Origin of the sequence: Pseudomonas sp. C9-3 (assembly GCF_032392015.1) — a bacterium.
GTDB classification, from domain to species: Bacteria; Pseudomonadota; Gammaproteobacteria; order Pseudomonadales; family Pseudomonadaceae; genus Pseudomonas; species Pseudomonas nitroreducens.
Map to the genome: position 1 here is coordinate 4,955,869 of NZ_CP135919.1, position 26,507 is coordinate 4,982,375.

Below are 26,507 nucleotides of genomic sequence, written 5' to 3' on the forward strand. Positions count from 1 at the left end.
GCTCGCGAACAGCCCAGACTTCGGCGTAACCGGTGTTCGCGAGCAAGCTCGCTCCTACAGCCCCTCGCAGTTTCGTAGGGCGCATAACGCGCCAGCGTTATCCGCCACTCCCCTATCGGCGGATAACCTGTTCCAGGTTATGCGCCCTACGCTCTGCTCTTCGTAGGATAAAAAAAGGCGGCGCCGCTCGCGCGGTGCCGCCTGAAGTCACGGAGTTGCTACATCGCGGGGCGGCAAAGAGGGCCGCCCCGTTGTATTGGATTACCGTTCGATGATCGCGGTCACACCCTGACCGCCCGCGGCGCAGATCGAGATCAGCCCGCGCCCCTTGCCGGCGGCATCCAGCAGCTTGGCCAGGTTGGCGACGATGCGCCCGCCAGTGGCGGCAAACGGGTGCCCGGCTGCCAGCGAACTGCCCTTCACGTTGAGCTTGCTGCGGTCGATGGAACCCAGCGGCGCGTCCAGCCCCAGGCGCTCCTTGCAGTAGTCCGCGTCTTCCCAGGCCTTGAGGGTGCACAGCACCTGGGCGGCGAAGGCTTCGTGAATTTCATAGAAGTCGAAGTCCTGCAGGGTCAGGCCGTTGCGCGCCAGCAGGCGCGGCACTGCGTAAACCGGCGCCATCAGCAGGCCTTCGTGGCCGCCGACGAAGTCCACCGCCGCTGCTTCGCCATCCTTGAAGTACGCCAGGATCGGCAGGCCACGCGCCTTCGCCCACTCCTCGCTGGCCAGCAGCACCACGGAAGCGCCATCGGTCAGCGGCGTGGAGTTGGCGGCCGTCAGGGTGCCGCGCGGGCCCTTCTCGAACACCGGCTTGAGGGTGCCGATCTTTTCCAGGTTGATGTCCGGGCGCAGGTTCTGGTCGCGCACCAGGCCGCGGAACGGCGTCATCAGGTCGTTCTGCCAGCCCTCGTCGTAGGCGGCGGCGAGCTTGTGGTGGCTCTCGTAGGCCAGCTTGTCCTGCTCGTCGCGCGGGATGGCCCAGGTCTGCGCCATCAGCTCGCAGTGTTCGCCCATCGACAGCCCGGTGCGCGGCTCGCCGTTCTTCGGAATGTGCGGCATCAGGTGGCGCGGGCGGATTTTCAGCAGGCTTTTGATCTTCTCGCCGTTGGACTTGCCGCGGTTGGCTTCCAGCAGGATCTTGCGCAGCCCTTCGTTGACGCCGATGGGCGCATCGGAGGTGGTGTCCACGCCGCCGGCGATGCCGCAGTCGATCTGCCCGAGGGCGATCTTGTTGGCCACGAGAATCGCCGCTTCCAGGCCGGTACCGCAGGCCTGCTGGATGTCATAGGCCGGGGTTTCCGGCGCCAGGCGCGTGCCCAGCACGCATCCGCGGGTCAGGTTGAAGTCGCGCGAATGCTTGAGTACTGCGCCGGCGACCACCTCGCCCAGGCGCTCGCCGTGCAGCTTGTAGCGCTCGATCAGGCCGTCCAGCGCGGAGGTCAGCATCTCCTGGTTGCTCGCCGTGGCGTACACGGTGTTGGAGCGGGCGAAGGGAATACGGTTGCCGCCGACGATGGCGACCCGGCGCAATTGGGTCATGCAGAGCTCCTGGATGGATGAGCGTTAAAGTGCGGTCAAGGCTAACCTTAGCCGCTTGTGTCGCATTGGCCGCCCCGCCGTTGCGCAGGTCAGCGCGGTCAATTGCGTCGAACCCCTGCCTGCGTAGAGTGGTCAGCACTTTAGAGAATCCGTTCAGGAGCCCGTTCCATGACCGATCGCTACATTGCCTTCGCCAACTCCAACGTCGGCCGCCGTCTGGTCGGCGCCCTCGGCCTGCCTGCGCCGGTTCGCCTGGAGCGTTGGAGCGCCGGGCGCACGCGGCCGGTGGACGGGGCGCTGCTGCTCGGTGGCGAGGGCAACCTGAACGATGCCGTGCTGCCCTTCGCCGAGCGCCTGACCGATTCGATATTCGCCTTCAGCGACGGCCAGTACGGCCTGCCGCGCTGGACCGCCGAGCACGGCCCCAAGCTCAAGGCCATCGTCTTCGATGCCAGCGGCCTGACCCGTTTCGAGCAGACGATCGAATTGCGCACCTTCTTCCAGGGCGCGCTCAAGGGCCTGGATAAATGCCCGCACGTGGTGATCCTCGGCCGCGCGCCGGAATCGATCAAAGACCCCATCGCCGCCAGCGTGCAGCGCAGCCTCGAAGGCTTCAGCCGCTCGCTCGGCAAGGAAATCCGCCGCGGCGGCAACGTGCAACTGGTGTATGTCGGCAAGGGCGCCGAGGACCAGCTTGAAGGTGCATTGCGCTTCTTCCTTTCGCCCAAGAGCGCGTATGTCTCCGGGCAGGTCGTGCGCCTGTCTGCCTACGACAAGCAGGTGCAGGACTGGAGCCGCCCGCTGGTGGGCAAGCGCGCACTGGTGACCGGCGCTGCTCGCGGTATCGGTGCAGCCATTGCCGAGACCCTGGCCCGTGACGGTGCCGAGGTGGTGCTGCTGGATGTACCACCGGCCAAGGACGCGCTCGACGCCCTCGCCGCGCGCCTGGGTGGCCGTGGCGTGGCGCTGGATATCTGCGCCGCTGATGCTGGAGAACAGTTGGTGGCGGCACTGCCCGATGGCGTCGATATCGTGGTGCACAACGCCGGCATCACCCGCGACAAGACCGTCGCCAAGATGAGCGAAGCGTTCTGGAATTCGGTGATCGAGGTGAACCTCAAGGCGCCGCAGGTGCTGACCCAGGCCCTGCTGGACGCGAACAAGCTGCATGACGATGGCCGCGTGGTGCTGCTCGCCTCCATCAGCGGCATCGCCGGCAACATGGGGCAGACCAACTACGCGGTGAGCAAGGCCGGCCTGATCGGCCTGGCGCAGGCCTGGGCGCCGGCGCTGGGCAAGAAGGGCATCAGCATCAACGCGGTGGCGCCGGGCTTCATCGAAACCCAGATGACTGCCGCCATCCCGTTGACCATCCGCGAGGCCGGCCGACGGATGAACTCCATGGGCCAGGGCGGCCTGCCGCAGGACGTCGCCGAGGCCGTGGCCTGGTTCGCCCAGCCGGGTTCTGGCGCAGTGAGCGGCCAGGTACTGCGGGTCTGCGGGCAGAGCCTGCTGGGCGCCTGATCCGTTCCAATTGACTCCATCTGTAGGATGGCGTGGAGCGAAGCGATACCCATCAATCCCTGCAACAGCATGGGTATCGCTTGGGCTCCACCCATCCTACGAACTACGCCACAGGCCGTAGGGCGCATAACCTGGAACAGGTTATGCGCCGGCCCCTTAATGGCGGATAACGCTGGCGCGTTATTCGCCCTACATAAAGCCTCTCTCCCCTGCCCCCGCCATGCTCTCGATCCGGCCATCAAGCCGGTCATCTGTCGCGCCGGCCGATCAATGTCGCGCGGCGATCAACTCGCGAAACTCCTCCGCGCTCACCCGGTGGTCGCCATCGCGGTCCGCACGCACGATCAACGCCGGCTCCTGGGTCATGAACTCCACCTGGCTGACCTTGCCGTCACCGTCATGGTCCGGCCAGGCGATGGCATTGGGCGAGACCTGCACGCTGGGATTCGGCGGCGTCACTTCCTCGCGGGTCAGCAAGCCGTCCTGATTACGGTCCAGCCGGTGGAACATGCGCACGCGCATCGGCGCCATGTCGCTGGCCTCGATGTAACCGTCGCCGTTGGCATCCAGGCGGGAGAATGCCGTTTCGCCCATTTCTCCCGCGAAGGCGCAGGGCGCGGACAACAGAGCGGCAGACAGCAGGAAGGCTTGGCGGATTCGGCTTTGCATCGGTGATTCCAAGGTGGGACTGACCGGTAAAGCCTATCCACAGGCGGGCTCGAAAGGGTTCGATCACTCCGCCGGCGGTTGCGGGCGGCCGCGGCGGCGGAACTCCACGGGGGTCTCGCCGACCCAGCGCTTGAAGGCACGGTAGAAGGTGCTCGGCTCGGAAAAGCCGGTCCGCTCGACGATCACCTCGATGCGCTCGTCGGTCTTGAGCAACAGCTCCTTGGCCAGGCGACAGCGGTAGTCGGTCACCAGGTCATTGAAGCGCACGCCCGCCATGGCCAGGCGTTCGCGCAGGCGGCGGGCCGGCATGTCCAGCCGCGCGGCGACCTGCTCCAGCGTTGCGCCGCCATCCACCAGCAGCACGCCGATCAGCTCGCGTACCTTGCGCACCAGGTCCAAGCGTTCCACTTCCGCCAGTTGCCGGCGCGCCAGCGACTCGTGCATGCGCAGCAACTCGGGGGCGGCATGGCGCGAGGCCTTGTCCAGCACGGCGGCGTCGAAGACCAGCGCATAACGCTCGGCTCCCAGCACGGCGGGGCAGCCGTAGACTTCACGGTAACGCCCGGCCGGCGCGCCTTCCGCGTGCATCAGCTGCACTTCGTGGGGCTTGAAGTCGCCTTCGGTGAGGGCATGGAACAGGCGCACGACCGCACCGGCCAGCATTTCGGGAAAGTGCCGGTTGGTCCCGGCGCTGTGGCCGAGCAGCAGCACGGCCTTCTCGCCCTCCACTTCCAGGCGCGCGTTGAGGGTGTCGGAGAGCAGGCGCACGTAGCGCAGGGCATGGCGCAGCCCTTCGCCGAACGTGGCGCTGGACAGGAACAGGTATTCCAGCAGCAAGCCATGGAATGCGGGCAGGTGTCCGGCCAGATAGAGGCCGACATGCTCCTCGCCGCATTCTTCAGCGGCGGCTTTCCAGAACAGGTTCTGAGCGCTGTGGGGGAATCGTCCGGCAGGCAGGCTGCCGGCGGGCAGGCCGACGCGGGCCAGCACACGGTCGGGGTCGGTGCCGCTGGCGCGCAGGGCGTCGATCACCGGGCGCATCAGCGCCACATCGTCGGTCAGATCACGCATGGTGTTTTTTCTAGTTATCCATGGGGCGGGCCCATCTTAGGCAGCTTTCTTATCGCCTCTCAAGAGAATCAGGAAGCAGGTTGAGGGAAATATCCAGGCAATGGCGGGTCAGATTGACTTGCCTGCCGCGTGCCGCGTTGCCACGGCCAATGCCTGGGGCCGAGCACTGGCTAAGCTGAATGAATGCCCCTCAGGAGATACCCGATGTCCCGCGATTGGCTCGACCTGTCCGCCCCACCCGCCCTCACCGGCCTGTTCGTTCGCGCTGCGCTGCGCCGCGGCGTGCGTGGCCGCAGCCTGCCAACCCGCGGCGTGCGCTGCCCGGTCACGGTCGATCCGAAGCACCTGGAGCGCTACCGCAAGGTCTGCGGTTTCACCGACAACCACCTGTTGCCGCCTACCTATCCGCACATCCTCGCCTTTGGCCTGCAGATGGGCCTGCTCACCGACGCGAGCTTCCCGTTCCCGCTGCTGGGCCTGGTGCACCTGGAAAACCGTATCAGCGTGTTGCGGCCGCTGGGCGGGCTGGGCCCCTTCAACGTCAGCGTACGGGTGGCGGACCTGCAGCCCCACGAGAAAGGCGTGACCTTCAGCATCATCACCCAGCTGCACGACCAGCTCGGCCTGCTCTGGGAAGGTGACAGCCGCATCCTGTTCCGCGGCATGCGCCTGGACGGCACGCCAGCGGCGCGCCACGAAGAGGCCGAGCTGCCTTTGCAGCAGATCGACGCGTGGAACTGCCCAGCGGACATCGGCCGGCGTTACGCTCGCGTCGCCGGTGACTACAACCCGATCCACCTGTCGGCTGCCAGCGCAAAACTGTTCGGCTTTCCTCGCGCCATCGCCCACGGCCTGTGGAACAAGGCGCGCAGCCTGGCTGCCCTGGGCGAGCGCCTGCCGGCCGCCGGTTATCGGGTCGATGTGCGCTTCCAGAAGCCCGTCCTGCTGCCCTCCTCCGTCATCCTGCTGGCCAGCGAGCCCGCGCCTGTCGGGCAACTCAGCCTGCGCGGCAAGGACGACCTGCCGCATATGGCCGGTAGTTGGGGCCCGCTGGACGTTTGAAGCGCCAGGCTTGAAGCTATGGGGCTGACGCTGGAGCCCCATCTGCAATGAACCTCGAAGCCATCACCGCACGCCTGCACGCCATCCGCGACCACAACGACTGGAGTCGCTTCCACAGCCCGAAGAACCTGGCCATGGCGGCCAGCGTGGAAATGGCCGAACTGGTGGAAATCTTCCAGTGGCTGCGCGAGGACGAATCGCGCCAGTTGCCACCGGAGAAACTCGCCCACGCCGGCCAGGAGGTCGGCGATATCGTGCTCTACCTGCTACTGATGTGCGCAGAACTGGGCATCGACATGAACCAGGCGGTACTCGCCAAGCTGGCCGACAGCGAACGGCGCTTCATCGAAGGAGGCGCCAAGTGAGCGAATCCCCGAAGACCGGCGACCGTCACTTCGACGAACTGGCTACACGCTTTGCCGAGAAGATCTACGGCGGCGCCAAGGGTGCCATCCGCCTCGCCGTGCTCCAGGCCGACCTGGCCGAAGCCTTGCCCGATCGCCCGCTGCGAGTACTCGACATCGGCGCGGGCCTGGGCCACATGTCGCTGTGGCTGGCCGGGCGCGGCCATGAGGTGACCCTCGCCGAACCTGCCGCACCGATGCTCGAAGCTGCACGCCAGCGCTTCGAGGAAGCAGGTCTGAACGCCACCTTCATCGAGGCGCCCTGGCAGGATCTGCTCGGCCAGCTCAACGAGCCCTACGACCTGGTGATCTGCCACGCCGTGCTGGAATGGCTGGCCGAGCCGCTGGCCATCCTCCCCGTGCTGCACCAACTGACCCGCGCCGATGGCTGGCTGTCCCTGGCCTTCTACAACCGTGATGCGCTGATCTACCGCAACCTGCTCAAGGGGCATTTCCGCAAGCTGCGCAAGAACCGCTTCGCCGGCGAGGGCCAAAGCCTGACCCCGCAGGAACCGCTCGATCCGCGCGTACTGGAGGCCGCCATGGCCGGTCACTGGAGCATCGAAGCGCGCAGCGGCGTGCGGGTGTTCCACGACTACATGCCGGTGGAGTTCCAGCACAAGGCCGAGCCGCTGGACCTGGTGGAAATGGAGCTGCAATACCGTCGACATCCTGCCTTCGCCGGCCTCGGCCGCTACCTGCACTGGCTGTGCCGGCCGCAGGATTAGGTGCATAGTTGCCACTGCGCACGCCAATCGAAGTGAGCGTGCGGGAGTCTGTCATGCCGCGTCATCTGTTGGTCCTGCCACTGTTCGCCGCCCTCGCCGCCTGCCAGGGCCAGAACCCCTACACCGCCACCTCGCTGCCGATGCCACCGGCACCCGCGCAGGCGGCCAATCCAAGCCTCGATCCAGGCAGTTATCCCGCGCCGCCGCTGGACTACGGGCGCTTCCGCTCATGGAGCTGGATGGACGGCACCGGCTTCGGCGGCCCGCTGCAGGATGCCGTCAGTGAGGCGCTGGACCAGCGCGGCCTGCGCCCGGCTCGCACGAATGCGCCGGCGGACCTGACCGTCAGCGCCCATCTTTCCAGCGAGCAGCGCACCCGCCAGACCACCGACTACTACAACGGCGGTTACTACGGCGGCTACGGCCGCTGGAACGACCCGTGGTATGGCGGCTACGGCGCCTCCTACCCGGTTACCCGCACCTACGTGGTCACCGTCAGCGTGGTGCGCATCGCACTCTTCGATGCGCACAGTCGCCAGCAGGTATGGAGCGGCAGCGCCGAGTACGAAGACGGCAGCAGCCAGACCGACCAGGCCCGCGCGCTGCGCGAAGCCGCGCGCAAGGCCATGGACGGTTACCCGCCGGGCTGAGCCGCGGCGCGCCGATAGTCGGGAACGCTGGCCGGCGAATCGACCATCACCGCATCGGCGCCCAGATCGCGGGCCGTCCGATAAGCCGCCGCCGAATTGATGCCGAACATCATCACCGTGGTTCCCCCGGCTCGTCGCACGCACGCCATCGCCTCTGGAGTCCACAACCGAGCCGGCTTCACCGGATGGGACGACGAACCGAGGGTGAACTGTTCCGTCACCGTCAGCTCGCGGTCCAGTTCAATGCCCATCCAGGCGCCTGCGGTCGGCGGAGCACAACGCCCGCCCAGCGCCAGGTCGACCAGTCGATTGCGCGTCGCTTCGCGGCTTTCGAAATTCAGTGCGCGGCCAGCATAGTGCTGCGCCAGGTAGTCGCTGGCATCGCGCTCGGTGGAGTAGAAGCGCACCCGCGCCCAGGCCCGCTCCTGATCCAGCGTCCGCGCAACCGCATCGATGACGTCGGCCACCGGTCGCGCCTTGATATCGAGGAACAACGGAACCTGCGCCGGGATCGTTCGCAGCGCGTCGGCCAGCGTCGGGATCGGTTGAGGGGCCGTGCGATACGGATAAGCGCCAGCGGCGTCCTTGAACTGATAGCCCGCATTCACCGCGCGCAGTTGCTCCAGCGTCTTCGAGGCGACCGCACCCTGCGCATCCGTCAGCGCCGACAGGTCCGCTGGCCTGTACAGCACCGCCACACCATCGGCAGACACCTGCACCGACAGCCAGAGCCCCTCACTGTGGTTTTCCAGCGCCCGACGAATCGCCAGCAAGGTGTTCTCCGGAGCATCCGCCGTGCCGCCCCGGTGCGCCACCACCTGCGGTTCCTGCAATGTCGGCCGTATGCCGTCCAGGCTGCATCCCGTCAGTACTGCCAGCCCCAATGCAGCGCCCAGCCACTTCTGTTTCATGACCTTCTCCAGATCAAAGACAAGCAGCGACTCTAGCAACGGGAAGGGCCGTCGCAGACGCTGAACATTCCGTGCTTGCCATTCCCCGTGCCTTGCGCTTGGATGGAAATCTCTGACTGGAGAACTGCGACCATGATCCGCCGTCTGCTCTGCCGCTTTATGCTCGGGGGCCTGCTGCTTGGCCTCGCCGCCTGCGAAACCACCAGTGTCAGCCGCGATTACGACACCACCCGCGACTTCGCGCGCTACCAGACCTGGAGCTGGGCGCAGCCGGCGTTCGAGTACCGCCCGGATGACCCACGCATCAAGAGCGACCTTACCGAGCAACGCATCAGCGACGCGATAGCCGACCAGTTCGACCAGCGCGGCCTGCGCAAGGCCCAGGACGGCAACCCGGGCGATGTGAAGATCCGCGCCTACCTGATCGTCGACCAGCGCCAGGACCAGGTGACCACCTACACCGGCGGCTACTGGGGCGGTTACTGGGGTGGCTACTGGGGCCCGCCGCCCATGGCCGAGACCCGCAGCGTGACCTACAAGGTCGCCACCATCCAGGTCGACATGCTCGACGGCAAGGACGGCAAGCTGGTCTGGCGCGGCAGCGGCGAGCAGATCATGCGCAGCAGCCCACCGACGCCTGCCGAGCGCGAAGCGGCAATCCGCGAGACGGTGCAGAAGATCATCGCCCAGTACCCGCCGCACTGACAGGAGACCCCGTGAGCCAGCCCGCCCTGCAGCATCGACCCGCCCTCGCCGACGACCTTGGGCAAGTGGTGGAATTCCCCCAGGACGCCGATGAGCTTTTCTACTGCTACCCCAAGGCGAGCTGGCCACTGACCGTCGGCCAACTCGCTGCCGCCATGGCCGAGCGGCGTGGCAGCACGGTCGCTCTGCTGGATGATCGCGTCGCGGGCTTCGCCAATTTCTACCAATGGCAGCCGGGCGATTTCTGCGCGCTGGGCAACATGATGGTGGCGCCATCGGCGCGGCGTCACGGCGTCGCGCAGTACCTGATCGAGGTCATGGAGAATCTCGCCCGCGACCAGTACAAGGCGCAGGTCATGAAAGTGTCCTGCTTCAATGCCAACGCCGCCGGCCTGCTGCTCTACGCACGCCTGGGCTACCGGCCGCAGGGCATCGTCGAGCGCGCCGACCCGCAAGGCCGGCGCGTCGCCCTGGTCCAACTGGAGAAATCCCTTGTCCATGCCTGAAGTCCAGCGGGTGCTGATCATCGTCAGCAGCGGCCCGAGTACTCCGGCGCGCTGCGCCGCGCCCTTCTACACCGCCACGCTGCTGGCCTGCATGGACGCGCAGGTCACCCTGTTCCTCAGTGGCGAAGGCACGCGCCTGGCCTTCCAGGACATCGCCGATCACCTTTATGCCGCGGAGGGTGGCGAGCCCATCAGCCATTTCATCCAGCAGGCCAAGGAAGCCGGCGCGCGCCTGCTGATGTGCCGCGCACCGGGCATCAGCATCGACGAGAGCCGATTGATAGAAGAGGTCGACGAGATCGCCAGCGGCGGCGAGATGGCGCGCATGATCCTTGAATGTGACCGGGTACTGACCCTGTGAAGCTGCACGGCCTCGAATTCCCGGATCAGCTGCTCTACGCCCCCGAGTACAACCTCTGGCTGCGCGAGGAAGAAAGCGGCGCCGTCACCCTCGGCCTCACGGCCTACGGCTGTGCGATCTACGGGCAGATCTTCGCCTTCACCCCCAAGCGCGATGGCTGGCACATCGATTGCGACCGCAGCTTCGGCGTGGTGGAGTTCGCCAAGGCTGCTTCCTCGGCGCGCAGCCCGCTCGATGGCACCGTCCTCGCCAGCAACGAAGCCGTGGTGCGCCGCCCCGGCCTGATCAACCAGGACTGCTACGGCGAGGGCTGGATGGTGCGCCTGAAGCCCGACGACTGGGCCAGCGCCCGTGGCCGTTTCCTGCACGGCGAGGCCGCGCTGAAAGCCTTCGAGCAGCGTATGTACCTGGACAATTTCGACCCGGACGACGACGGGGTCCAGGCGCTGCGCCCATGAGCCCGGCAGGCAGACGCCTCGCGCTGCTGGTCTGCCTGCTCGCCAGCCCGGCGCTGTACGCCGACCAGCCCGCGCAGGACGGCTTCGTCTATCTCGACCAGGTACTGAAATCCGCGCGCTATGAGGTGCGCTACGCCGGCGCCGACAACTTCGTCGGCAAGCCCATCGACGGCTACCAGAAGGCGCGGATCATCCTCACCCGCGAAGCAGCCCGCGCATTGGCAGCGGTGGAGAAGGACGTCGCCCTCAGCGGCCTGGGACTGAAGATCTTCGATGGCTATCGCCCGCAGCGGGCGGTAGATGAGTTCCGCCGCTGGGCCGCCGACCCGCAGGACATTCGCCAGAAGGCCCGCTATTACCCGGCCCTGGACAAGCCTGCATTGTTCCGCGACGGCTACATCGCCAAGCAATCCGGCCACTCGCGCGGCAGCACCGTCGACCTCACGCTGGTGGATTCCAGCTCCGGGGAAGAACTGGATATGGGTAGCCCGTTCGACTTTTTCGGGCCCATCTCCCATCACGGCACCGCGCTGGTCAGCGTGCAGCAGACACGCAACCGCGAGACCCTGCGCCAGGCCATGCTGCGCCACGGCTTCGAGCCCTACGGCGCCGAGTGGTGGCACTACATCCTGAAGGCCGAGCCCTACCCGAAGACCTACTTCGATTTTCCGGTGCAATGAGCACGCCCCACGAGCGTCTCCCACATGATCGCGTCCCTGGAATGCTCCTGCCGGACTTGCTCGGAACTCCAACCGCCCGACCTGCCTCCAATCCTCGCCCTCCCACCGCTATCGCCGGAGTTTCCACATGAGCCCGCAAGCCCCCGAATTCGACGGCCAGCGCTGGAGCAACGCCGAAGACGACCGCATCGAAGTCGTTGCAGCCGATCCCCATTGGCCACAACGATTCGCCGAGGAAGCCGCCGCCATCGCCCAGCAGGTCGAGCTCCCCGGCCTGGGCATCGAGCACATCGGCAGCACCGCCGTGCCGGGGCTGGATGCCAAGCCGATCATCGACATCCTCCTGCTGCCGCCGCCGGGCAGCGACCCGCACCGGCTCATCGCACCGCTGCAAGGGCTGGGTTACCAGTACTGGGCGGAGAATCCCGACACCTCGCGACTGTTCTTCGTCAAAGGCATGCCGCCGCTGGGCAGCGGGCGCACCCATCATGTCCACGTCATGGAACTGAACGAAGCCTCGCGCCGACTGCTGTTCCGCGACTGGCTGCGCACCCACCCCGAAGACGCCCGGCTCTACGCGCAGGTGAAACACGACCTGGCACAGCGCTTCCCCACCGATCGCGACGCCTACACCGAAGGCAAGGACGAGGTCGTCGCGCAGATACTGGGGCGCGCACTCAACCCGCCGGAGCACCACCGTGACGGCGACGCAGCCCACGGCGGCGAAATCCAGGGGCCGGACAGCCTGCGTTAATCCGCCGTTAATCCAGTCGGCCGAAGCTCGGGGCTCCCCCTCAGGAGGAAGTCCCATGCTCAAGCTCTCCGTGGTCACCTTCGCCTGCTTCACTCTGGTCGGCTGCGCCGATGCCCCGCACTACAACCACTTCGGTGCCATCGAATCGCCCGTGCGCGAATCCTTCGGCGAAGACAACCTCGAACGCCAGCCCACCCGCGTGCGCCTGCAAAGCGACGATTATTCGGCGCAGCAACAGCGGATGATGTGGGGCCAGTGACGCCGCAACACCTCGGCAGACCGCGCCAGCGGCTGCCGAGTGCGCTATAACGGCAGTTCCCCCAAGGCACAGGAATGGACGCCATGGCCTTCGACTGGCACAGCGACCCGATCACCCGGCAGACCCCGCTGGATAGCCACTACCGCAACACCCAGAACGTCCGCCGCTTCATGACCGAGCACTGCGGCGTCGACTTCCATTTCGACCGCGCCTTCATGGCCTGGATACGCAGCGGCGCGCCAGCGGACATGGGTGCGGTGGTGGATGAGTGGCGGCGGCGCAAGCATGGAAGGTCCTGATTGCATAAGGCGACTTTCACGCCCTGAGAGGTAAGCAATCACACGGGCCTCGGCAAGCGGGACAAGTGCGTGCGCCGATGGATCATCTGGATTCCGATTGCCGAGAGGAGCGAACTCCTCCGGCAGCTCTGGCTGCTGAACTACCGGTACGCGCTTCTTCCAGCGCATTCACGACCACATCCAGGAGCACGGGCCGCTCTCCAACCGGGACCGCTTCGAGTTCACGGTGAAGATGTCTGGCGTGGAGCCGCCGCCGGGTCAGAAAACCCACGTGCTGCACCACATCTTCGCGAGCCACTCCATGATGAGTGGCGGGAACATCCTGATCTTGCAGCGGGTGCTCGGCCACGCCTTGCTCAACATGACCATGCGCACCGGGCCACCTCCTGGATGTGCTGACGCCGGAGCGGATCAGGGACTTTCGTCACCTGCTCCATACCGGGGAGGATCACGAGTGCTAGTATGTTTTGGCAAATTTTGCCATTCCAGAGAGACTGGTCCCATGAGCACGATGAACATTTCCCTGCCGGATACGCTCAAGAGCTTTGTCGATGAGCAGGTCAGCCAGCGTGGTTACGGCACCAGCAGCGAATACGTGCGCGAGCTGATTCGCAAGGATCAGGACCGTCAGCGTCTGCGAGGCCTGCTGATTGCCGGCGCCGAGTCGATGCCTGCGGCACCTGCCGACAGTGACTACTTCGAATCGCTCCGCACGCGGGTGCGCAAGGCTCGTGGATGAAGGCCAAGCCAGTCATTCCGCGTGTACTCGCCAATCAGGACGTTGAAGCAGCTGCCGATTACTACCTCAGCGAAGACGCCGAACAGGCTGCTCTGGGGTTTGTCGATGCCCTGGAAAAGGCATACGCCCATATAGCCCGTCACCCTGCCAGCGGTTCATCCCGCTACGCCCATGAGCTGGATTTGCCGGGGCTGCATTGCTGGCCGCTCAAGCGCTATCCCTACCAGGTGTTCTACGTCGAGCGCGGCGATCACATCGACGTGTGGCGCGTGCTGCACGGCATGAACGACATCCCATCCTGGATGCAGGCTGGCGAGAGCGAAACGCACTGAACGTGCTTCGACACCGACGTCGAAGGGACTTCCCTGGCTGAGCCGGAAACTTAGAGCCACGCGGGCTGTAGACGGGGGAATTGGCGGAAGGCAGTGAGAGTCGAACTCACCCAGGAACGGCTGCCGTCCCCCACCGGGTTTGAAGCCCGGCCACGCCACCGGGCGTGATTGCCTTCCCTGGTCAGAAGCCGGCTGCGCGAATGCAGCGACGAAAGCGGGAGCCCGGATGTTGCCATTGTTGCCACGCAGGATGCCAGCGCAGTGATGCCGCAGCGCTGGCTGGAGCGTGACGCCATTCCCGACAGTTCTGCGTACAAATATGGCCAAGTACAATCAAATTGCTATTGATTGGCCAGAAAAAGACGGCAATCTGGCTGCCCGTGCTCTAACCTCGCTAGCAGTAACCCAGGGAGCTACAACGGCATGAAGCCCACTCTACCCATCCTCGAGATTTCCCCGCACCAGGGCATCGGCCCGGTCTGTCTGGGCGACACGCGAGCCATGGCGCGCGACGCGCTGGCTGCCGCCGGTTTCCCGCTGGAATCGTCCAACGGGCCAACGGACTACTTCTGCCAGGCGGCGATCCAGGCCGAATGCGATGAGCAAGGGCTGGTCTGGTTCATCGGTATCTCCCAGAACGAGCGATACCTCGCTCGCTACCAGGGTGTGGACGTGTTTTCGCTGTCGGCCGGCGAGCTGTTCTCGTTGATCGCCTCGACGGATGACTCCGGCGCCCACGAATTCACCGACAGTGAATACCTGTTCCCCGGCCAGATCATCACGTTGTGGGATGCGGACGAACAATACGACCGCCAGGGCAACGAGACGCGCCCCGTCTGGGCCCAGGTGGGCATCGGCAACTCCGCTTATGCCGAGGCGATCGCAGCCATTTGAGCCACTGGCGGACTTTGTGGCACCTGGGGCTCTATGCTTGTCCCGCACGCTGACAAGGGAACTCCATGCTGAACGCCAAACTCACCAGGGCGCTGCTCTGGGTAGTCATCGTCATCCTCGCCATCGCCGTACTGGCGCTGGGGCTGCGGGTCGCCGCGCTGCGCAACATCCCGCCGCTGGAGCCCTGGCATACCTGGGTACCGAACGACCTGCGCAGCAACGAAATCGACCACCTGGACTGGACCGGTTACCTGGCCGCCGAAGACAGGCTCATGCAGGCCATGCACAAGGAAATGGCGGCCAGCCTGCAGCCCTTCGAGCGGGTGGCCTACAACCGCTATTTCGATAAGAGCGAGGTCTACCCCGGCCACTTCGCCACCGACTGGAACCGTTCCTACGAGATGCGTCCCGCCGGCGAAGTGCGCGGCGCTGCAGTGCTGCTGCACGGGCTGACCGATTCGCCCTATAGCCTGCGCCATCTGGGCGAGCACCTGCGGCAGCAGGGTTTCGTGGTCATCGCGATTCGCATGCCGGGCCACGGCACGGTGCCCGCCGGGCTGACCGATGCGGACTGGGAAGACTGGATGGCCGCCACCCGACTGGCCGTGCGCGAGGCCTCAGCGCAATTGCCCAAGGACGCACCGCTGCTGATGGTGGGCTTCTCCAACGGTGGCGCGCTGGCGATGAAGTACAGCCTGGATGCGCTGGACGACGCGAGCCTGGCCATGCCGAAGCAACTGGTGCTGATCTCGCCGATGATCGGCGTCACCCGTTACGCCCAGTTCGCCGGGTTCGCCGGTTTGCCCGCGCTGTTGCCGGCTTTCGCCAAGGCGGCGTGGCTCAACGTACTGCCGGAGTTCAATCCCTTCAAATACAACTCCTTCCCCATCGCTGCAGCGCGCCAGACGGTGGAGCTGACCGACGCCGTACAACGTAGCCTGGAGGGCGCCAATCGCAGCGGTAGCCTCACTCGCCTGCCACCGATCCTCACTTTCCAGTCCCTGGCCGACAGCACCGTCAGCACCCCCGCGGTAATCAGCAACCTGTACGACCGCCTGCCGGACAACGGTAGCGAACTCGTGCTGTTCGACCTTAACCGCTCGCTGAACTACGGCCCGCTACTGCGCCCGGAAATGGCCACGCTGAGCGACCGCCTGCTGCCGGAGCGCCAGCGCAACTACGACGTGACGGTAATCTCCAACAGCCCTCGGTCCAGCCAGGCCTCAGCCCTGCACACCCCAGCCCACAGCCAGCAACAGGAAAGTCAGGCGCTGGCGGCGAGCTACCCGCCGGACCTCTTCTCCCTGTCCCACGTGGCGTTGCCCTTCCCGCCCAACGATGCGCTGTATGGCCAGCACCCGGACCCATCGGAAGACTTCGGCATCCACCTGGGCACCCTCACGCCCCGCGGTGAACGGGGCGTACTGATCGTCGGGCTGGACCTGTTCCAGCGCGTGACGTCCAACCCGTTCTATGACTACCTCGTGCAACGGGTGGATCAGGTTTTGCCATCACGCTAACGCTTGCCGATGTCCGGCAAGGCGGCAGTCAGCTGTCGGTGATGAACCGTCGAATCAGCCAGGAACGCATTGGGCCCACTTCCCGCAAGAGAACAAGGCTATCGAAGGACGCGGGGATATAGTGTTCAGAAGGCCTCTTCGGCGGTACCAAACAAGCATTGGCGCTAACCGCGCGGCTCACTGTTGATGGCGTCGATCCTCGCTCAATGGAGGCCACATCCTGGATGTGTGCACCAGTGCGAGAACCCACAGAGCGTCGGCCTCGATCTGATAGACGAGCCGGTAGCTCTCATGGAGAATCAGCTCACGCGTGCCGAGAATTCGGCCGGGCTTGCCCATCATCGGGAAGCTCCTGAGCCTGGCGGCGGTAGTGCTGAAAAGGATGTCCATCTGCGCGGCAGCGCCTGGGTTTTCGGAGGCAAGGTATTCGATCCTGCTGGGCATCCCGCGTCCAGAAGACCTTCATTTACGCTCGGTTGCCCTTGATCGAAGCGCCGCAAATACCGCCTCGACTTCTTCGTCCGAACGCCCGTCTCCCACAGCCATCGAAGCACGCCCCGCCTCGACCTTGGCCTGCAGGTACTCGTCGTAGTCCTGAGCCTGGCGCTGCTGGCGTATGAAATCCCGCATCAGTTCGCGCATGACCTGAGACGCAGGGCGATGAGCCGCCTCGGCGGCGGCCATGAACTCGGCGCGCAACTCGGGTTCGAGCTTCATGGTGAATACGGCTTCTTTGCTCATGGGGGAATTACCTGGTGATGAAAAAGTATATACCTCATATACACCCGCCTCACTGTAGGCGCTCCCCCCTGTTCAGCGGAATCCGCTTCCGACCAATAGTCAGGAATTGTCGTCAGACGCGCCCTGCGCCAGCGCCGAATCCTCCCTGATCCGTCGCTCATTGCCGAAGCGCCGGGTGAAGCCGATGCGGTCGAAGTACTCCAGCAACTGGATGCAGCGCTTGCGGCCGATGCCGATACGGTCGCGGAAGGCGGCGGCACGGATGATGCCGGCTTCGTCGCGCAGTTGCAGCGCGTGGCCGGCGAGTTGGCGCAGGGTCTGTTCGGGGTAGAACAGGTCCTTCACCACCTGGTGCAGTTGGCCCAGGCGAGCGAGCTTGCGCAACAGCAGGCGCACGTCGGCCTCCTCTTCCCCCAGTTCCCGAGCCAGGTCGCGCACCCAGGGCGGGTCGAAGGAGCCCGCCAGCAACAATGGCCAGAGGCGTTCGCGCAGCTTCTCGTCGGCCTCGACCAGTTGTACCCGGTGATCCGGCAAGTGCAGCCAGGGACCGCTGCTGGCGACCTGCCCGGTCGCCAGCAGGCTTTCCAGCAGGGCGATGAAGACCGGCCGCTCCAGCGAAGAGAAAGCGTAGCGGCGCAAGCGATCACGGTCGGGGCCGAGTTCGTCGGGGGCTTCTGCGTGAAAGCGTTGCAGGGCATCGAGCAGTTGCTGCTGCAGCGCGGACCAGCACTCGGCGGCGAATAGCCGAGCACCAAGCCGCGTGTTGATCTCGGCCAGTGCCGAGGGCAGTTGCCAGCCCTCTCGCGGGCGGTTGAACTGGCGCGCCAAGAGCGCCGGATCGAGGCCACTACCGGCGTGCGCCAGCAGGGTCGGCAAGGCACCTTCGAGGCTGTCGCCTTGCAGCGCGCGCAACTGTTCCAGGCGCTCCGGGCTGCGCCGGTTGCGCGCCGGGGCAAACGGGTCGAGCACGCGGCCGCCGCCAAGGGTACGTTGCGCGGACTGGTCACGCAGCACCAGGTGGTCGCCGTGTACGGCATGGCTGGGCGCATTCAGCACCAACTGCGCGAAAGCACGTTCGCCAGGCTGCAGCCGCTCGCCTTCCAGTAGTGCGACACGGGCGGTGACGTCCTGCGCGCCAAGGTGGACATGCACTGGCGTCCAGTGTGCAAAGGCACGGCTTTCGCTGGGTAGCAACTGCAGGTCGATATCGATGCGCGTGGTGGGTGCGTGAAGCTCCGGGGCGATCAGCCAGTCGCCGCGGTGGATCTTGTCGAGGCTCAGCCGCTCGCCGGCGATATTCACCGCCACCCGCTGGCCGGCGTGGGCCTGCTGCGCTTCGCGGTTCTGTGCATGCAGGCCACGCACACGAACGCAGCGGCCGGCAGTGCCCAGCAGCAGTTCGTCACCGACCTGAACGCTGCCGGCGAAGGCCGTTCCGGTGACGACGATGCCCGCTCCACTGACGCTGAACGCGCGATCCACCGCCAGGCGGAATCCACCGTTCGCCGCCAGCTCGCGAGTCTCGCGGGCCGCCTCGCGAAGAGCGTCGCGCAGGATGTCGATGCCCTCGCCATTGACGCTGGAAACCGCAATGACCGGTGCACCGGCAAAGGGTCCGGCGGCCAGCAGTTCGTGCAGATCGTCCGTGACCTGCTCCACCCGCTCGGACAGCACGCGGTCGGCCTTGGTCAGCGCAACGATGGCGCGGCGTATCCCGAGCAGTTCGACAATGGCCAGGTGCTCGCGGGTCTGCGGCATCACGCCGTCGTCGGCGGCGACCACCAGCAACACCAGGTCGATGCCGCTGGCGCCGGCGAGCATGTTGTGGACGAAGCGCTCGTGCCCCGGCACATCGATAAAGCCGGTCAACGCACCGTCGCCGAGCTCTGCGTAGACATAACCCAGATCGATGGTGATGCCGCGCTCGCGCTCGGCCGGGCGGCGGTCGCCTTCGACGCCGGTGAGGGCGCGCAGCAGGGACGTCTTGCCGTGGTCGATGTGCCCGGCGGTGCCGACGATCACGCCTCGCCCTCGGCCAGCATCGGCAATTGCGCGACGAAGCCGGGCTCGTCGTCGAGCTGACGCAGGTCGAGCCACAGCGCGTCATCGTCGATGCGGCCGAGCACCGGGATGGGCAGGCAGCGCAGGCGCTCTTCGAGGTCGAGCAATGCGCGGCCACGCTGACGCTTGGGCTGGTTCGGTCGCAGGCACAATGCAGCGCTGGGCAGCCGCGCAACCGGCTGCGCGCCGCTGCCGATCATGCCCAGGGCATCCACGGCGCTGACGCTCCAGCGATCGCCAAGCAGCGCAGCGAAGGCCGGCGCAAGTCGTTGCGCCTGGGTGCGGATATCGGCCTGCGGCCGGCTGAGCAAGCGCAGGCTGGTAAGGCGCTCGGCGAGGCGGTCGGGGTCGCGGTAGAGATTGAGCACGGCCTCCAGCGCGGCGAGGGTCAGCTTGTCCACGCGCAAGGCACGCTTGAGCGGGTTCTTCTTGATCCTGCCGATCAGCTCCTTGCTGCCGAGGATCAACCCGGCCTGCGGGCCGCCGAGCAGTTTGTCGCCACTGAAGGTGACGATGTCGGCGCCGTCGCGCAGGGCTTCCTGCACGGTTGGCTCCTTTGGCAGACCCCAGCGTGTGAGATCGACCAGGGTGCCGCTGCCCAGATCCTCCAGCAGCGGCAAGCCATGGGCGTGGGCAATCTGTGCCAGTTGCGGCGTCGGCACGCTGGCAGTGAAGCCCTGCACGCTGTAGTTGCTGGTGTGCACGCGCATCAGCAGCCCGGAGCGCGGGCCGATGACGGCTTCGTAATCCTTGGCGTGGGTGCGGTTGGTGGTGCCGACCTCGACCAGCTTCACCCCGGCGCGGGACATGATGTCGGGGATGCGGAAGGCGCCGCCGATCTCGATCAGCTCGCCACGGGAAATGATCCCTTCCTTGCGCGCGCCCAGGCTGTTGAGCGCCAGCAGCACGGCAGCGGCGTTGTTGTTGACCACGGTGACGGCCTCGGCGCCGGTCAGTTCGCGAATCAGCCCGGTGATGAGGTCGTCACGGTCGCCACGCTTGCCGGTGGCGAGATCGAATTCGAGGTTGAGCGGGTAGCGCGCAGCCATCGTGATGGCTTCGATGGCTTCCTCCGGCAACAGTGCTCGGCCGAGGTTGGTGTGCAGCACGGTGCCAGTCAGGTTGAACACTCGGCGCACGCGGCTGGCATGGTGCGCGGCAAGGCGTTCGCCGGCGCGGCCGGCAAGTACGGTTTCTTCCAGTTCGACGGCAGCGAGCTGGCCGTGGCGCGCGGGCTCGCGCAGTTCGTCGAGCAGGTCGCGCAGGGTCTTGAGCAGGGCCTCGCGGCCATAGCGTTGCTGCAGCGGCTGGCAGGCCGGGCTGCGCAGCAGGCGGTCGATGGAAGGCAGGCGTACCGAGGTCATGGACGAACCTTAATGCGGAGTCGATGGCTGGAGTCAGTGTAGGGCGGATAACGCGTGCCGCGTTATGCGCCCTACGAAGAGCAGATTCAGCCACCGCCACCCGGCGCCAGCAGCAGGTTTGGCGCGCTGCGCAAATAGCCGTCCTCGGCGAGGCGGATGTCCAGCGCGAGGCTGGCCAGGTCGTCCGCCTGGGCCTCGGCGTGCTTGTCGTGCTGCAGGTAGAACTGCTTGAGATAGGACTGGCAGCCGGGACAGGTCTCGGCCTTGAGCGGCGCCTGGTCGCTGGCCACGCCTTCGCGCTGCAATGAGTAGTAGGCCAGCCCCTTGCTCTCGGCGCAGTGGCTGCACTTCACGCGCACGTAGTGCCATTCGCAGGAGCACAGCGAGCAGGCCAGGTAACGCAGCCCGGCGTGCTTGCCCTGGTGGCGGATCATCCCGGCCACCGGCGGCGCGCCGCAGGCCGGGCAGAGGGTCTGGCTGTCGGTTTCCACCAGGGTGTCTTCCGGCAGTTGCAGCAGCCACTGGCTGAAGGCGACCTGCAGTACGGCGCCGAGGAAGGGCACCAGGGCTGGCGGCAGCAGATCGAACTGGCCGTTGAGCAGGCCCAGCGCCCAGGCCTTGCGCTGGCCGGATTCGGCGTTGCGCAGTGTCTTCAGCGCCTCGACCACGGCCGGGTTGGCGGTGAGTTCATAGGCATCGAGGAAAGCATCCAGCAGCGGCAGCCAGGCACCGTCGCGCACCAGGACTTCGTAGGCCAGCGGCGGCGTGCGGTGTTCCTGGCTGCGGGCCAGCGCGGCGGCATCCGGCGTGGGCAGGAACAGCTTGCGGTCCAGCAGCACCTGCTGGGTGGCGCAGACACCGGCGATCAGCTCCAGGTAGCCCTGCAGCGGATTGCCCGGCGCCAGTTCGCGCAGGCGTGCGGCGCGGCGGGAGAACAGGTCGTGGGGCGGTAGATTGAACAGCGGCGGGATGTTTGCGGCAGCTTCGATCTGCCCGGGTTCGAGAATTCGGCCTGACACGCAGGACTCCTTGTTGGGTTCGGAGCGGGGCCTGAATAGCCCCTCTCCCTAGCCCTCTCCCTGAGGGGAGAGGGGATGGTTCGTGCCGGCGGGTGCACTGGCCTCAGCCGGCGATTACGTCGAGGGTCAGTGGCCCTTTCCCTTGTCCACGTCCTTGAGCCAGGCAGCGTGGTGCTTGCGCGCCCAGCCGCGGCTGACCCAGCCGTAGAGCATGGCGCCCATCGAACCCTTCACCCAGATGCCGGCGTAGATGTGCACCAGGATGCTGCAGATGAGTACGAAGGCGGCGAAGGCATGCAGCAGCGAGGCGATGCGGATGATGTCGATGCCGAAGAAGTGGCTGAAGTACGCCCGCCACATCACGAAGCCGGTCACCAGCAGCACCAGCATGCACAGCAGCAGGGTCCAGAACAGCAGCTTCTGCCCGGCGTTGTAGCGCCCGACCTCGGGGAGGTTCTCCTCGCGGTTGGTCACCACGTCGCGCCATTGTTTCAGCCACTGCACATCGCGCTTTTCCACCAGGTTGTGGTGGGCGAAGCGGATCACCAGGCCGAGGAAGAACAGGAACATCGCCACCCCGAGGAAGGGATGGAGAATGCGCGTCCACGGCCCGCCGCCGAACAGGTTGGTCAGCCAGAACATGGCCGGGTGGAACAGCGCCAGCCCCGAGAGGCCGGCGAGGAAGAACAGAATGGCCACCATCCAGTGGTTGCTCCGTTCGTTGGCGTTGTAACGCTGGATATCTTTTTTCATGCTCGGCTCCTGGGAGAGCTTGCAAGCGCCCTCTCCCCTACCCAATCCCTGAAGGGAGAGGGAGCTGTACGGCGTGGGCGATCAGCGGGGATCGCGCGGGTCATAGCCATGCACCGAAGGGTCGACCTTGTGCACCGGCGCCTGCGGGTCGGGGCCGTCTTCCTCGTCCTCCTCGACCCGGTTGGGGCCGATGCGGGTGTAGTGGAAGAACCCGGCCAGCACCACGCCGGCCATGGCCAGCAGGCCCAGCGGCTTGGTCAGGCCCTTCCACAGGCTGACCATCGGGCTGATCGCCGGTTTGTCGGGTAACCCGGCATACAGCGACGGCTGGTCGGCATGGTGCAGCACGTACATCACGTGCGTGCCGCCGACGCCTTCGGGGTCATACAGCCCCGCGTGCTCGAAGCCACGGGACTTCAGGTCGACGATGCGCTCGGCAGCGTGTTCCTTCATGTCCTCCTTGGTACCGAAGACGATGGCACCGGTCGGGCAGGTCTTCACGCAGGCCGGCTCCATGCCCACGGCCACGCGGTCGGAACACAGGGTGCACTTGTACGCCTTGTGGTCCTTCTGCGAGATGCGCGGGATGTTGAACGGGCAGCCGGTGATGCAATAGCCGCAGCCGATGCAATGGTCCTGGTTGAAGTCGACGATGCCGTTGGCGTACTTCACGATCGCGCCGGGGCTCGGGCAGGCCTTCAGGCAGCCGGGCTCCTCGCAGTGCATGCAGCCGTCCTTGCGGATCAGCCACTCGAGGTTGCCGTTGGGGTTCTCATGCTCGGTGAAGCGCATGACCGTCCAGGACTGGTCCGTCAGGTCGATCGGGTTGTCGTAGGTGCCGTGGTTGTGGCCCACCTCGTCGCGCAGCTCGTTCCATTCCGAGCAGGCGACCTGGCAGGCCTTGCAACCGATGCACTTGGACACGTCGATCAGCTTGGCCACTTCCTCCTCGTGCCGCACCGAGGGCGACGGCAAGGTGGTAGCGGAGCGGGCGTAGATGTCTTGGCTACTCATGGGTCACCTCACGCCTTTTCCACGTTGACGAGGAAGGACTTGAACTCCGGCGTCTGCGTGTTCCCGTCGCCCACGAAGGGGGTCAGGGTGTTGGTCAGGTAGCCGTTGCGCGCCACGCCGGAGAAACCCCAGTGCAGGGGGATGCCCACGTGGTGCACGGTCTGGCCATTGACCTGCAGCGGACGGATGCGCTTGGTCACCACCGCCACCGCCTTGATGAAGCCGCGGTTGGAGGACACCTTCACGCGGTCGCCGGCCTTGATGCCGATTTCCTTCGCCAGCGCCTCGCCGATCTCGACGAACTGCTCCGGCTGGACGATGGCATTCAGGCGGCAATGCTTGGTCCAGAAGTGGAAGTGCTCGGTGAGCCGGTAGGTGGTCGCGGCGTACGGGAACTCCTTCGCCGTGCCGAACAGCTCCATGTCGTTCTTGAACACCCGCGCCGCCGGGCTGCTGATCGCCTGCGGGTTCTTGTGCAGCGGGTTGACGCCAATCGGCGTTTCGAACGGCTCGTAGTGTTCCGGGAACGGCCCCTCGGCCATCTTGTCGACGGCGAAGAAGCGCGCCACGCCTTCGGGGTTCATGATGAACGGGTTCATTCCCGCTTCCGGCGCCGAATCGGGCTTGAAGTCCGGGATGTCGGTGCCGCCCCAGGCCTTGCCGTTCCACCACACCAGGCGCTTCTTCACCGGGTCCCACGGCTTGCCGCTGACGTCGGCCGAGGCGCGGTTGTAGAGGATGCGCCGGTTGGCCGGCCACGCCCAGGCCCAGCCCAGGGTCTGGCCCATGGCGTAGGGGTCGCTGTTGTCGCGGCGGCCCATCTGGTTGCCCTGCTGCGTCCAGGAGCCGGCGAAGATCCAGCAGCCACTGGCGGTGCTGCCGTCGTCACGCAGCAGCGCAAAGCCAGGCAGCTGCTCGCCGGCTTTCGCCAGGGCCATGCCGTTGGCGGGGTCGACGAGGTCGGCCAGCGCCTTGCCGTTGTACTCCTTGGCGATCTCCTCCGGAGTCGGCTCATCGGGGGTCAGGTACGGCCAGTCCAGGCCCAGGATCGGGTCGGGGAACTTGCCGCCGTCCTTGCGATAAGCCTCGCGCAGGCGATGCAGCAGGCCGCTCATGATGGCGATGTCGGTGCGTGCTTCACCCGGCGGCTCGGCGCCTTTCCAGTGCCATTGCAGCCAGCGGCCGGAGTTGACGATGGAACCGTCCTCCTCTGCGAAACAACTGGTGGGCAGGCGGAACACCGTGGTCTGGATGGCCTTGGTGTCGACGTCGTTGTGTTCACCGGCATTGCGCCAGAACTCGGAGGTCTCGGTGGCCAGCGGGTCCATTACCACCATCCACTTCAGCTTGGCCAGCGCGGCGCTGACCTTGGCCTTGTTGGGGAACGAGGCGATGGGGTTGAAGCCCTGGCAGAAGTAACCGTTGACCTTGCCCTGGTACATCATGTCGAAGTAGCGCAGCACGTCGTAGCCGGCGCCGGGCATGTCCAGCTTGGGCAGCCAGTCGTAGCACCAGTTGTTGTCCTTGGTCGCGGACTTGCCGAACCAGGACTTCATCAGGCTGACGTGGAACTTGGGATAGTTCTGCCAGTAGGACAACTGCCCCGGACGCAGCGGTTTGGACGTGCGCTTGGTGATGTAGGCGTTGTAGTCCTGCTCCGCGTCCATGCCCAGGGTCAGGTAGCCGGGCAGCGAGTTGGACAGCAGCCCGAGGTCGGTCAGGCCCTGGATGTTGGAGTGACCGCGCAGGGCGTTCATGCCGCCGCCGGGCATGCCGATGTTGCCCAGCAGCAGCTGGACCATCGCGCCGGTACGGATCATCTGCGCGCCCACCGAGTGCTGGGTCCAGCCCAGGGCGTACATGATGGTCATGACCTTGGTCGGCGCGGCGGTGGTGGAAATCTCCTCCCACACCTTGAGCATCATGTCCTTGGGCGTGCCACAGATGTTGCTCACCACGTCCGGCGTATAGCGGCTGTAGTGCTGCTTCATCAGGTTGAACACACAGCGCGGGTGCGTCAGGGTCGGGTCGACCTTGGCGAAGCCATCCTCACCCAGCTCGTACTGCCAGGATGACTTGTCCGGGTAGGTGCGCTTCTCGGCGTCGTAACCGTTGAACAGGCCGTCGTCGAAGCCGAAGCCTTCCTTCACGATGAACGAGACGTCGGTGTAGTTGTGGACGTATTCCTTCTGGTACCGGTCGTTTTCCAGCAGGAAATTGATCAGGCCGCCGAGGAAGGCGATGTCCGTGCCGGTGCGGATGGGCGCGTAATAGTCGGCCACCGAGGCGGAACGGGTGAATCTGGGGTCGACCACCAGCAGGCGCGCCTTGTTGTGCGCCTTGGCTTCGGTCACCCACTTGAAGCCGCACGGGTGCGCTTCAGCGGCGTTGCCGCCCATGATCAGAATCAGATCGGCATTCTTGATGTCGGTCCAATGGTTGGTCATGGCTCCACGGCCAAACGTCGGGGCAAGACTTGCCACCGTCGGGCCGTGTCAGACACGCGCTTGGTTATCGAACGCCAGTAGTCCGAGGGAACGCATCACCTTGTGGGTGATGTAGCCGGCTTCGTTGGAAGACGCCGACGCGGCCAGGAAGCCGGTGGTCAGCCAGCGGTTCACCGTCTGGCCCTGGGCGTTCTTCTCGATGAAGTTAGCGTCGCGGTCGTCCTTCACCAGCTTGGCGATGCGATCGAGCGCCTCGTCCCAGCCGATGCGCTTCCACTCAGCGGAGCCAGCTTCGCGAATCTGCGGGTATTTCAGGCGGTTCGGGCTGTGGACGAAGTCCAAGAGGCCGGCGCCTTTGGGGCAGAGGGTGCCGCGGTTTACCGGATGGTCCGAGTCGCCCTCGATGTGGATGATGTTCTGCGAAACGTTCTTCGCTGCATCACCCTGGCTGTACATGAGGATGCCGCAGCCTACCGAGCAGTACGGGCAGGTATTGCGGGTCTCGACGGTGCGCGCAAGCTTGAAATGGCGGATCTGGTCGGCGAATGCATCCGGGGGTGCCATCCCGAGTGCCGCCAGGCTCGATCCTCCAAGGCCCACAGCGCAGACCTTGAAAAATTGCCGACGGTTCATATCCATCGTGCGTCTCCTGATCAGGCAGCGTACGTCCGGTGCATGGCCGGACCCTTGCTGCTTAAAAGATAGCCAAGCTGAGGCAATAAGCCAGTCTTCAGCCGGGCGCTGACCATGCACGCGGAGACTTTGCGGCGCATTGACGCGCGTCAGTGCGTCACTCAGAACGGGCTGTCGAGTACCCCTAAATGGGCAACGGGCGGGTAGGCGCAGGAGATAGCTTCACCATCGGAACGACAGGCGGACTGCGCGCGATCCGGCTGAAGGGTTTCGTGCAGCCCGAGCAGGGCCACACCGATGAAGGCAGCGAGCAGGTAATGGCGCGCATGTCTTGTTCTTATCGCTTTCATGACGACCTCCGTCACTTCAGCCAGCGTTCGGGGCACGAAGCCCTGCCATGGGAACAAGTC

General features: G+C 65.7%; 30 protein-coding genes and 1 tRNA gene. 17 read left to right on the plus strand and 14 right to left on the minus strand.

The features are described 5' to 3' along the window. Positions 1 to 261: 261 nt before the first annotated feature. Positions 262 to 1,539, minus strand: a complete 1,278-nt coding sequence (locus tag RS899_RS22755; protein ID WP_315808127.1) for an acetyl-CoA C-acetyltransferase — start codon at positions 1,537 to 1,539, stop codon at positions 262 to 264. A 168-nt stretch (positions 1,540 to 1,707) separates the two neighbouring features. On the opposite strand from RS899_RS22755, the gene RS899_RS22760 reads away from it, so the two are divergent. Further along, positions 1,708 to 3,063, plus strand: a complete 1,356-nt coding sequence (locus RS899_RS22760) for a 3-oxoacyl-ACP reductase (RefSeq protein WP_054906484.1) — start codon at positions 1,708 to 1,710, stop codon at positions 3,061 to 3,063. A gap of 267 nt (positions 3,064 to 3,330) precedes the next feature. Here RS899_RS22760 and RS899_RS22765 read toward each other — a convergent pair whose 3' ends face one another. Both RS899_RS22765 and RS899_RS22770 read right to left on the minus strand, forming a co-directional pair. Then, positions 3,331 to 3,732, minus strand: a complete 402-nt coding sequence (locus RS899_RS22765) for an EF-hand domain-containing protein (RefSeq protein WP_315808128.1) — start codon at positions 3,730 to 3,732, stop codon at positions 3,331 to 3,333. 63 nt (positions 3,733 to 3,795) lie between these two features. Continuing rightward, positions 3,796 to 4,803, minus strand: a complete 1,008-nt coding sequence (locus RS899_RS22770) for an AraC family transcriptional regulator (protein ID WP_037017366.1) — start codon at positions 4,801 to 4,803, stop codon at positions 3,796 to 3,798. A gap of 204 nt (positions 4,804 to 5,007) precedes the next feature. Here RS899_RS22770 and RS899_RS22775 point away from each other — a divergent pair, with 204 nt between their 5' ends. Genes RS899_RS22775 through RS899_RS22790 form a run of 4 tightly spaced genes read left to right on the plus strand, consistent with a single transcriptional unit; the run spans position 5,008 to position 7,647 of the window. After that, entirely contained in the window at positions 5,008 to 5,865 is an 858-nt protein-coding gene (locus RS899_RS22775; protein ID WP_233297260.1) for a MaoC family dehydratase, read from the plus strand. A gap of 47 nt (positions 5,866 to 5,912) precedes the next feature. Further along, the gene (locus tag RS899_RS22780; RefSeq protein ID WP_024766201.1) at positions 5,913 to 6,230 is read left to right on the plus strand and encodes a nucleotide pyrophosphohydrolase; all 318 of its coding nucleotides are present in this window, start codon (positions 5,913 to 5,915) and stop codon (positions 6,228 to 6,230) included. Then, entirely contained in the window at positions 6,227 to 6,997 is a 771-nt protein-coding gene (locus RS899_RS22785; protein WP_233297261.1) for a methyltransferase domain-containing protein, read from the plus strand. The genes RS899_RS22780 and RS899_RS22785 overlap by 4 nt, the downstream gene beginning before the upstream one ends. 53 nt (positions 6,998 to 7,050) lie before the next feature. Continuing rightward, on the plus strand, positions 7,051 to 7,647 hold the full coding sequence (locus tag RS899_RS22790; protein ID WP_233297262.1) for a DUF4136 domain-containing protein: 597 nt from the start codon (positions 7,051 to 7,053) through the stop codon (positions 7,645 to 7,647). On the opposite strand, the gene RS899_RS22795 is transcribed toward RS899_RS22790, so the two are convergent. Further along, on the minus strand, positions 7,632 to 8,558 hold the full coding sequence (locus RS899_RS22795) for a glycerophosphodiester phosphodiesterase family protein (RefSeq protein WP_315808129.1): 927 nt from the start codon (positions 8,556 to 8,558) through the stop codon (positions 7,632 to 7,634). The two genes, RS899_RS22790 and RS899_RS22795, sit on opposite strands and share 16 nt — an antisense overlap. Before the next feature lie 132 nt (positions 8,559 to 8,690). Here RS899_RS22795 and RS899_RS22800 point away from each other — a divergent pair, with 132 nt between their 5' ends. The 10 genes from RS899_RS22800 to RS899_RS22845 all read left to right on the plus strand — a co-directional run bounded on the left by RS899_RS22800 (position 8,691) and on the right by RS899_RS22845 (position 13,651). Then, a complete protein-coding gene (locus tag RS899_RS22800; RefSeq protein ID WP_054906477.1) occupies positions 8,691 to 9,263 on the plus strand; it encodes a DUF4136 domain-containing protein in 573 nt (190 codons plus the stop codon). 11 nt (positions 9,264 to 9,274) lie between these two features. Beyond that, entirely contained in the window at positions 9,275 to 9,769 is a 495-nt protein-coding gene (locus tag RS899_RS22805) for a GNAT family N-acetyltransferase (RefSeq protein WP_054906476.1), read from the plus strand. Then, positions 9,762 to 10,130, plus strand: a complete 369-nt coding sequence (locus tag RS899_RS22810) for a DsrE family protein (protein ID WP_315808130.1) — start codon at positions 9,762 to 9,764, stop codon at positions 10,128 to 10,130. Before RS899_RS22805 ends, RS899_RS22810 begins: the two co-directional genes overlap by 8 nt. Continuing rightward, positions 10,127 to 10,588 carry a glycine cleavage system protein H gene (locus RS899_RS22815; RefSeq protein ID WP_315808131.1) on the plus strand — a complete coding sequence of 154 codons (462 nt, stop codon included), beginning with the start codon at positions 10,127 to 10,129 and terminating at the stop codon, positions 10,586 to 10,588. Before RS899_RS22810 ends, RS899_RS22815 begins: the two co-directional genes overlap by 4 nt. Further along, a complete protein-coding gene (locus RS899_RS22820; protein ID WP_315808132.1) occupies positions 10,585 to 11,268 on the plus strand; it encodes a M15 family metallopeptidase in 684 nt (227 codons plus the stop codon). Before RS899_RS22815 ends, RS899_RS22820 begins: the two co-directional genes overlap by 4 nt. Before the next feature lie 127 nt (positions 11,269 to 11,395). Beyond that, positions 11,396 to 12,022: a GrpB family protein gene (locus RS899_RS22825; RefSeq protein WP_315808133.1), complete on the plus strand. Its 627-nt coding sequence runs from the start codon at positions 11,396 to 11,398 to the stop codon at positions 12,020 to 12,022. A 55-nt stretch (positions 12,023 to 12,077) separates the two neighbouring features. After that, the gene (locus RS899_RS22830; protein ID WP_024766191.1) at positions 12,078 to 12,281 is read left to right on the plus strand and encodes a hypothetical protein; all 204 of its coding nucleotides are present in this window, start codon (positions 12,078 to 12,080) and stop codon (positions 12,279 to 12,281) included. A gap of 83 nt (positions 12,282 to 12,364) precedes the next feature. After that, positions 12,365 to 12,580: a DUF6434 domain-containing protein gene (locus RS899_RS22835; protein WP_315808134.1), complete on the plus strand. Its 216-nt coding sequence runs from the start codon at positions 12,365 to 12,367 to the stop codon at positions 12,578 to 12,580. Positions 12,581 to 13,082: 502 nt separating this feature from the next. Further along, entirely contained in the window at positions 13,083 to 13,319 is a 237-nt protein-coding gene (locus tag RS899_RS22840; protein WP_015479019.1) for a type II toxin-antitoxin system ParD family antitoxin, read from the plus strand. Further along, on the plus strand, positions 13,316 to 13,651 hold the full coding sequence (locus RS899_RS22845) for a type II toxin-antitoxin system RelE/ParE family toxin (RefSeq protein WP_315808135.1): 336 nt from the start codon (positions 13,316 to 13,318) through the stop codon (positions 13,649 to 13,651). Before RS899_RS22840 ends, RS899_RS22845 begins: the two co-directional genes overlap by 4 nt. An 81-nt stretch (positions 13,652 to 13,732) precedes the next feature. Here the strand turns inward: RS899_RS22845 and RS899_RS22850 are convergent. Then, a tRNA-Sec gene (locus RS899_RS22850) sits at positions 13,733 to 13,828 on the minus strand. 246 nt (positions 13,829 to 14,074) lie between these two features. Here RS899_RS22850 and RS899_RS22855 point away from each other — a divergent pair. Together RS899_RS22855 and RS899_RS22860 are read left to right on the plus strand one after the other, a co-directional pair. After that, entirely contained in the window at positions 14,075 to 14,545 is a 471-nt protein-coding gene (locus RS899_RS22855; RefSeq protein ID WP_054906469.1) for a hypothetical protein, read from the plus strand. A gap of 65 nt (positions 14,546 to 14,610) precedes the next feature. Beyond that, entirely contained in the window at positions 14,611 to 16,065 is a 1,455-nt protein-coding gene (locus tag RS899_RS22860) for an alpha/beta hydrolase (RefSeq protein WP_315808136.1), read from the plus strand. Between the two features lie 177 nt (positions 16,066 to 16,242). On the opposite strand, the gene RS899_RS22865 is transcribed toward RS899_RS22860, so the two are convergent. The 9 genes from RS899_RS22865 to RS899_RS22905 all read right to left on the minus strand — a co-directional run bounded on the left by RS899_RS22865 (position 16,243) and on the right by RS899_RS22905 (position 26,447). Continuing rightward, complete coding sequence (locus RS899_RS22865) at positions 16,243 to 16,509, minus strand: type II toxin-antitoxin system RelE/ParE family toxin (RefSeq protein WP_409978032.1); 267 nt, start codon at positions 16,507 to 16,509, stop codon at positions 16,243 to 16,245. A gap of 18 nt (positions 16,510 to 16,527) precedes the next feature. After that, entirely contained in the window at positions 16,528 to 16,806 is a 279-nt protein-coding gene (locus RS899_RS22870) for a hypothetical protein (protein ID WP_024766185.1), read from the minus strand. A gap of 99 nt (positions 16,807 to 16,905) precedes the next feature. Beyond that, positions 16,906 to 18,828 (minus strand): selenocysteine-specific translation elongation factor, encoded by a 1,923-nt coding sequence (gene selB, locus RS899_RS22875; RefSeq protein ID WP_315808137.1) that lies wholly within the window; start codon positions 18,826 to 18,828, stop codon positions 16,906 to 16,908. Next, the gene (selA, locus tag RS899_RS22880) at positions 18,825 to 20,231 is read right to left on the minus strand and encodes an L-seryl-tRNA(Sec) selenium transferase (RefSeq protein WP_315808138.1); all 1,407 of its coding nucleotides are present in this window, start codon (positions 20,229 to 20,231) and stop codon (positions 18,825 to 18,827) included. Before selA ends, selB begins: the two co-directional genes overlap by 4 nt. Before the next feature lie 86 nt (positions 20,232 to 20,317). Then, positions 20,318 to 21,250 (minus strand): formate dehydrogenase accessory protein FdhE, encoded by a 933-nt coding sequence (fdhE, locus tag RS899_RS22885; RefSeq protein WP_315808139.1) that lies wholly within the window; start codon positions 21,248 to 21,250, stop codon positions 20,318 to 20,320. Between the two features lie 126 nt (positions 21,251 to 21,376). After that, positions 21,377 to 22,003, minus strand: coding sequence for a formate dehydrogenase subunit gamma (locus RS899_RS22890; protein ID WP_054906463.1), 627 nt, complete (start codon positions 22,001 to 22,003; stop codon positions 21,377 to 21,379). An 81-nt stretch (positions 22,004 to 22,084) separates the two neighbouring features. After that, positions 22,085 to 23,017, minus strand: coding sequence for a formate dehydrogenase subunit beta (fdxH, locus tag RS899_RS22895; RefSeq protein WP_054906462.1), 933 nt, complete (start codon positions 23,015 to 23,017; stop codon positions 22,085 to 22,087). 8 nt (positions 23,018 to 23,025) lie between these two features. Continuing rightward, on the minus strand, positions 23,026 to 26,103 hold the full coding sequence (gene fdnG, locus RS899_RS22900) for a formate dehydrogenase-N subunit alpha (RefSeq protein ID WP_315808140.1): 3,078 nt from the start codon (positions 26,101 to 26,103) through the stop codon (positions 23,026 to 23,028). A gap of 155 nt (positions 26,104 to 26,258) precedes the next feature. After that, positions 26,259 to 26,447 carry a hypothetical protein gene (locus tag RS899_RS22905; protein ID WP_139092876.1) on the minus strand — a complete coding sequence of 63 codons (189 nt, stop codon included), beginning with the start codon at positions 26,445 to 26,447 and terminating at the stop codon, positions 26,259 to 26,261. Positions 26,448 to 26,507: the final 60 nt, after the last annotated feature.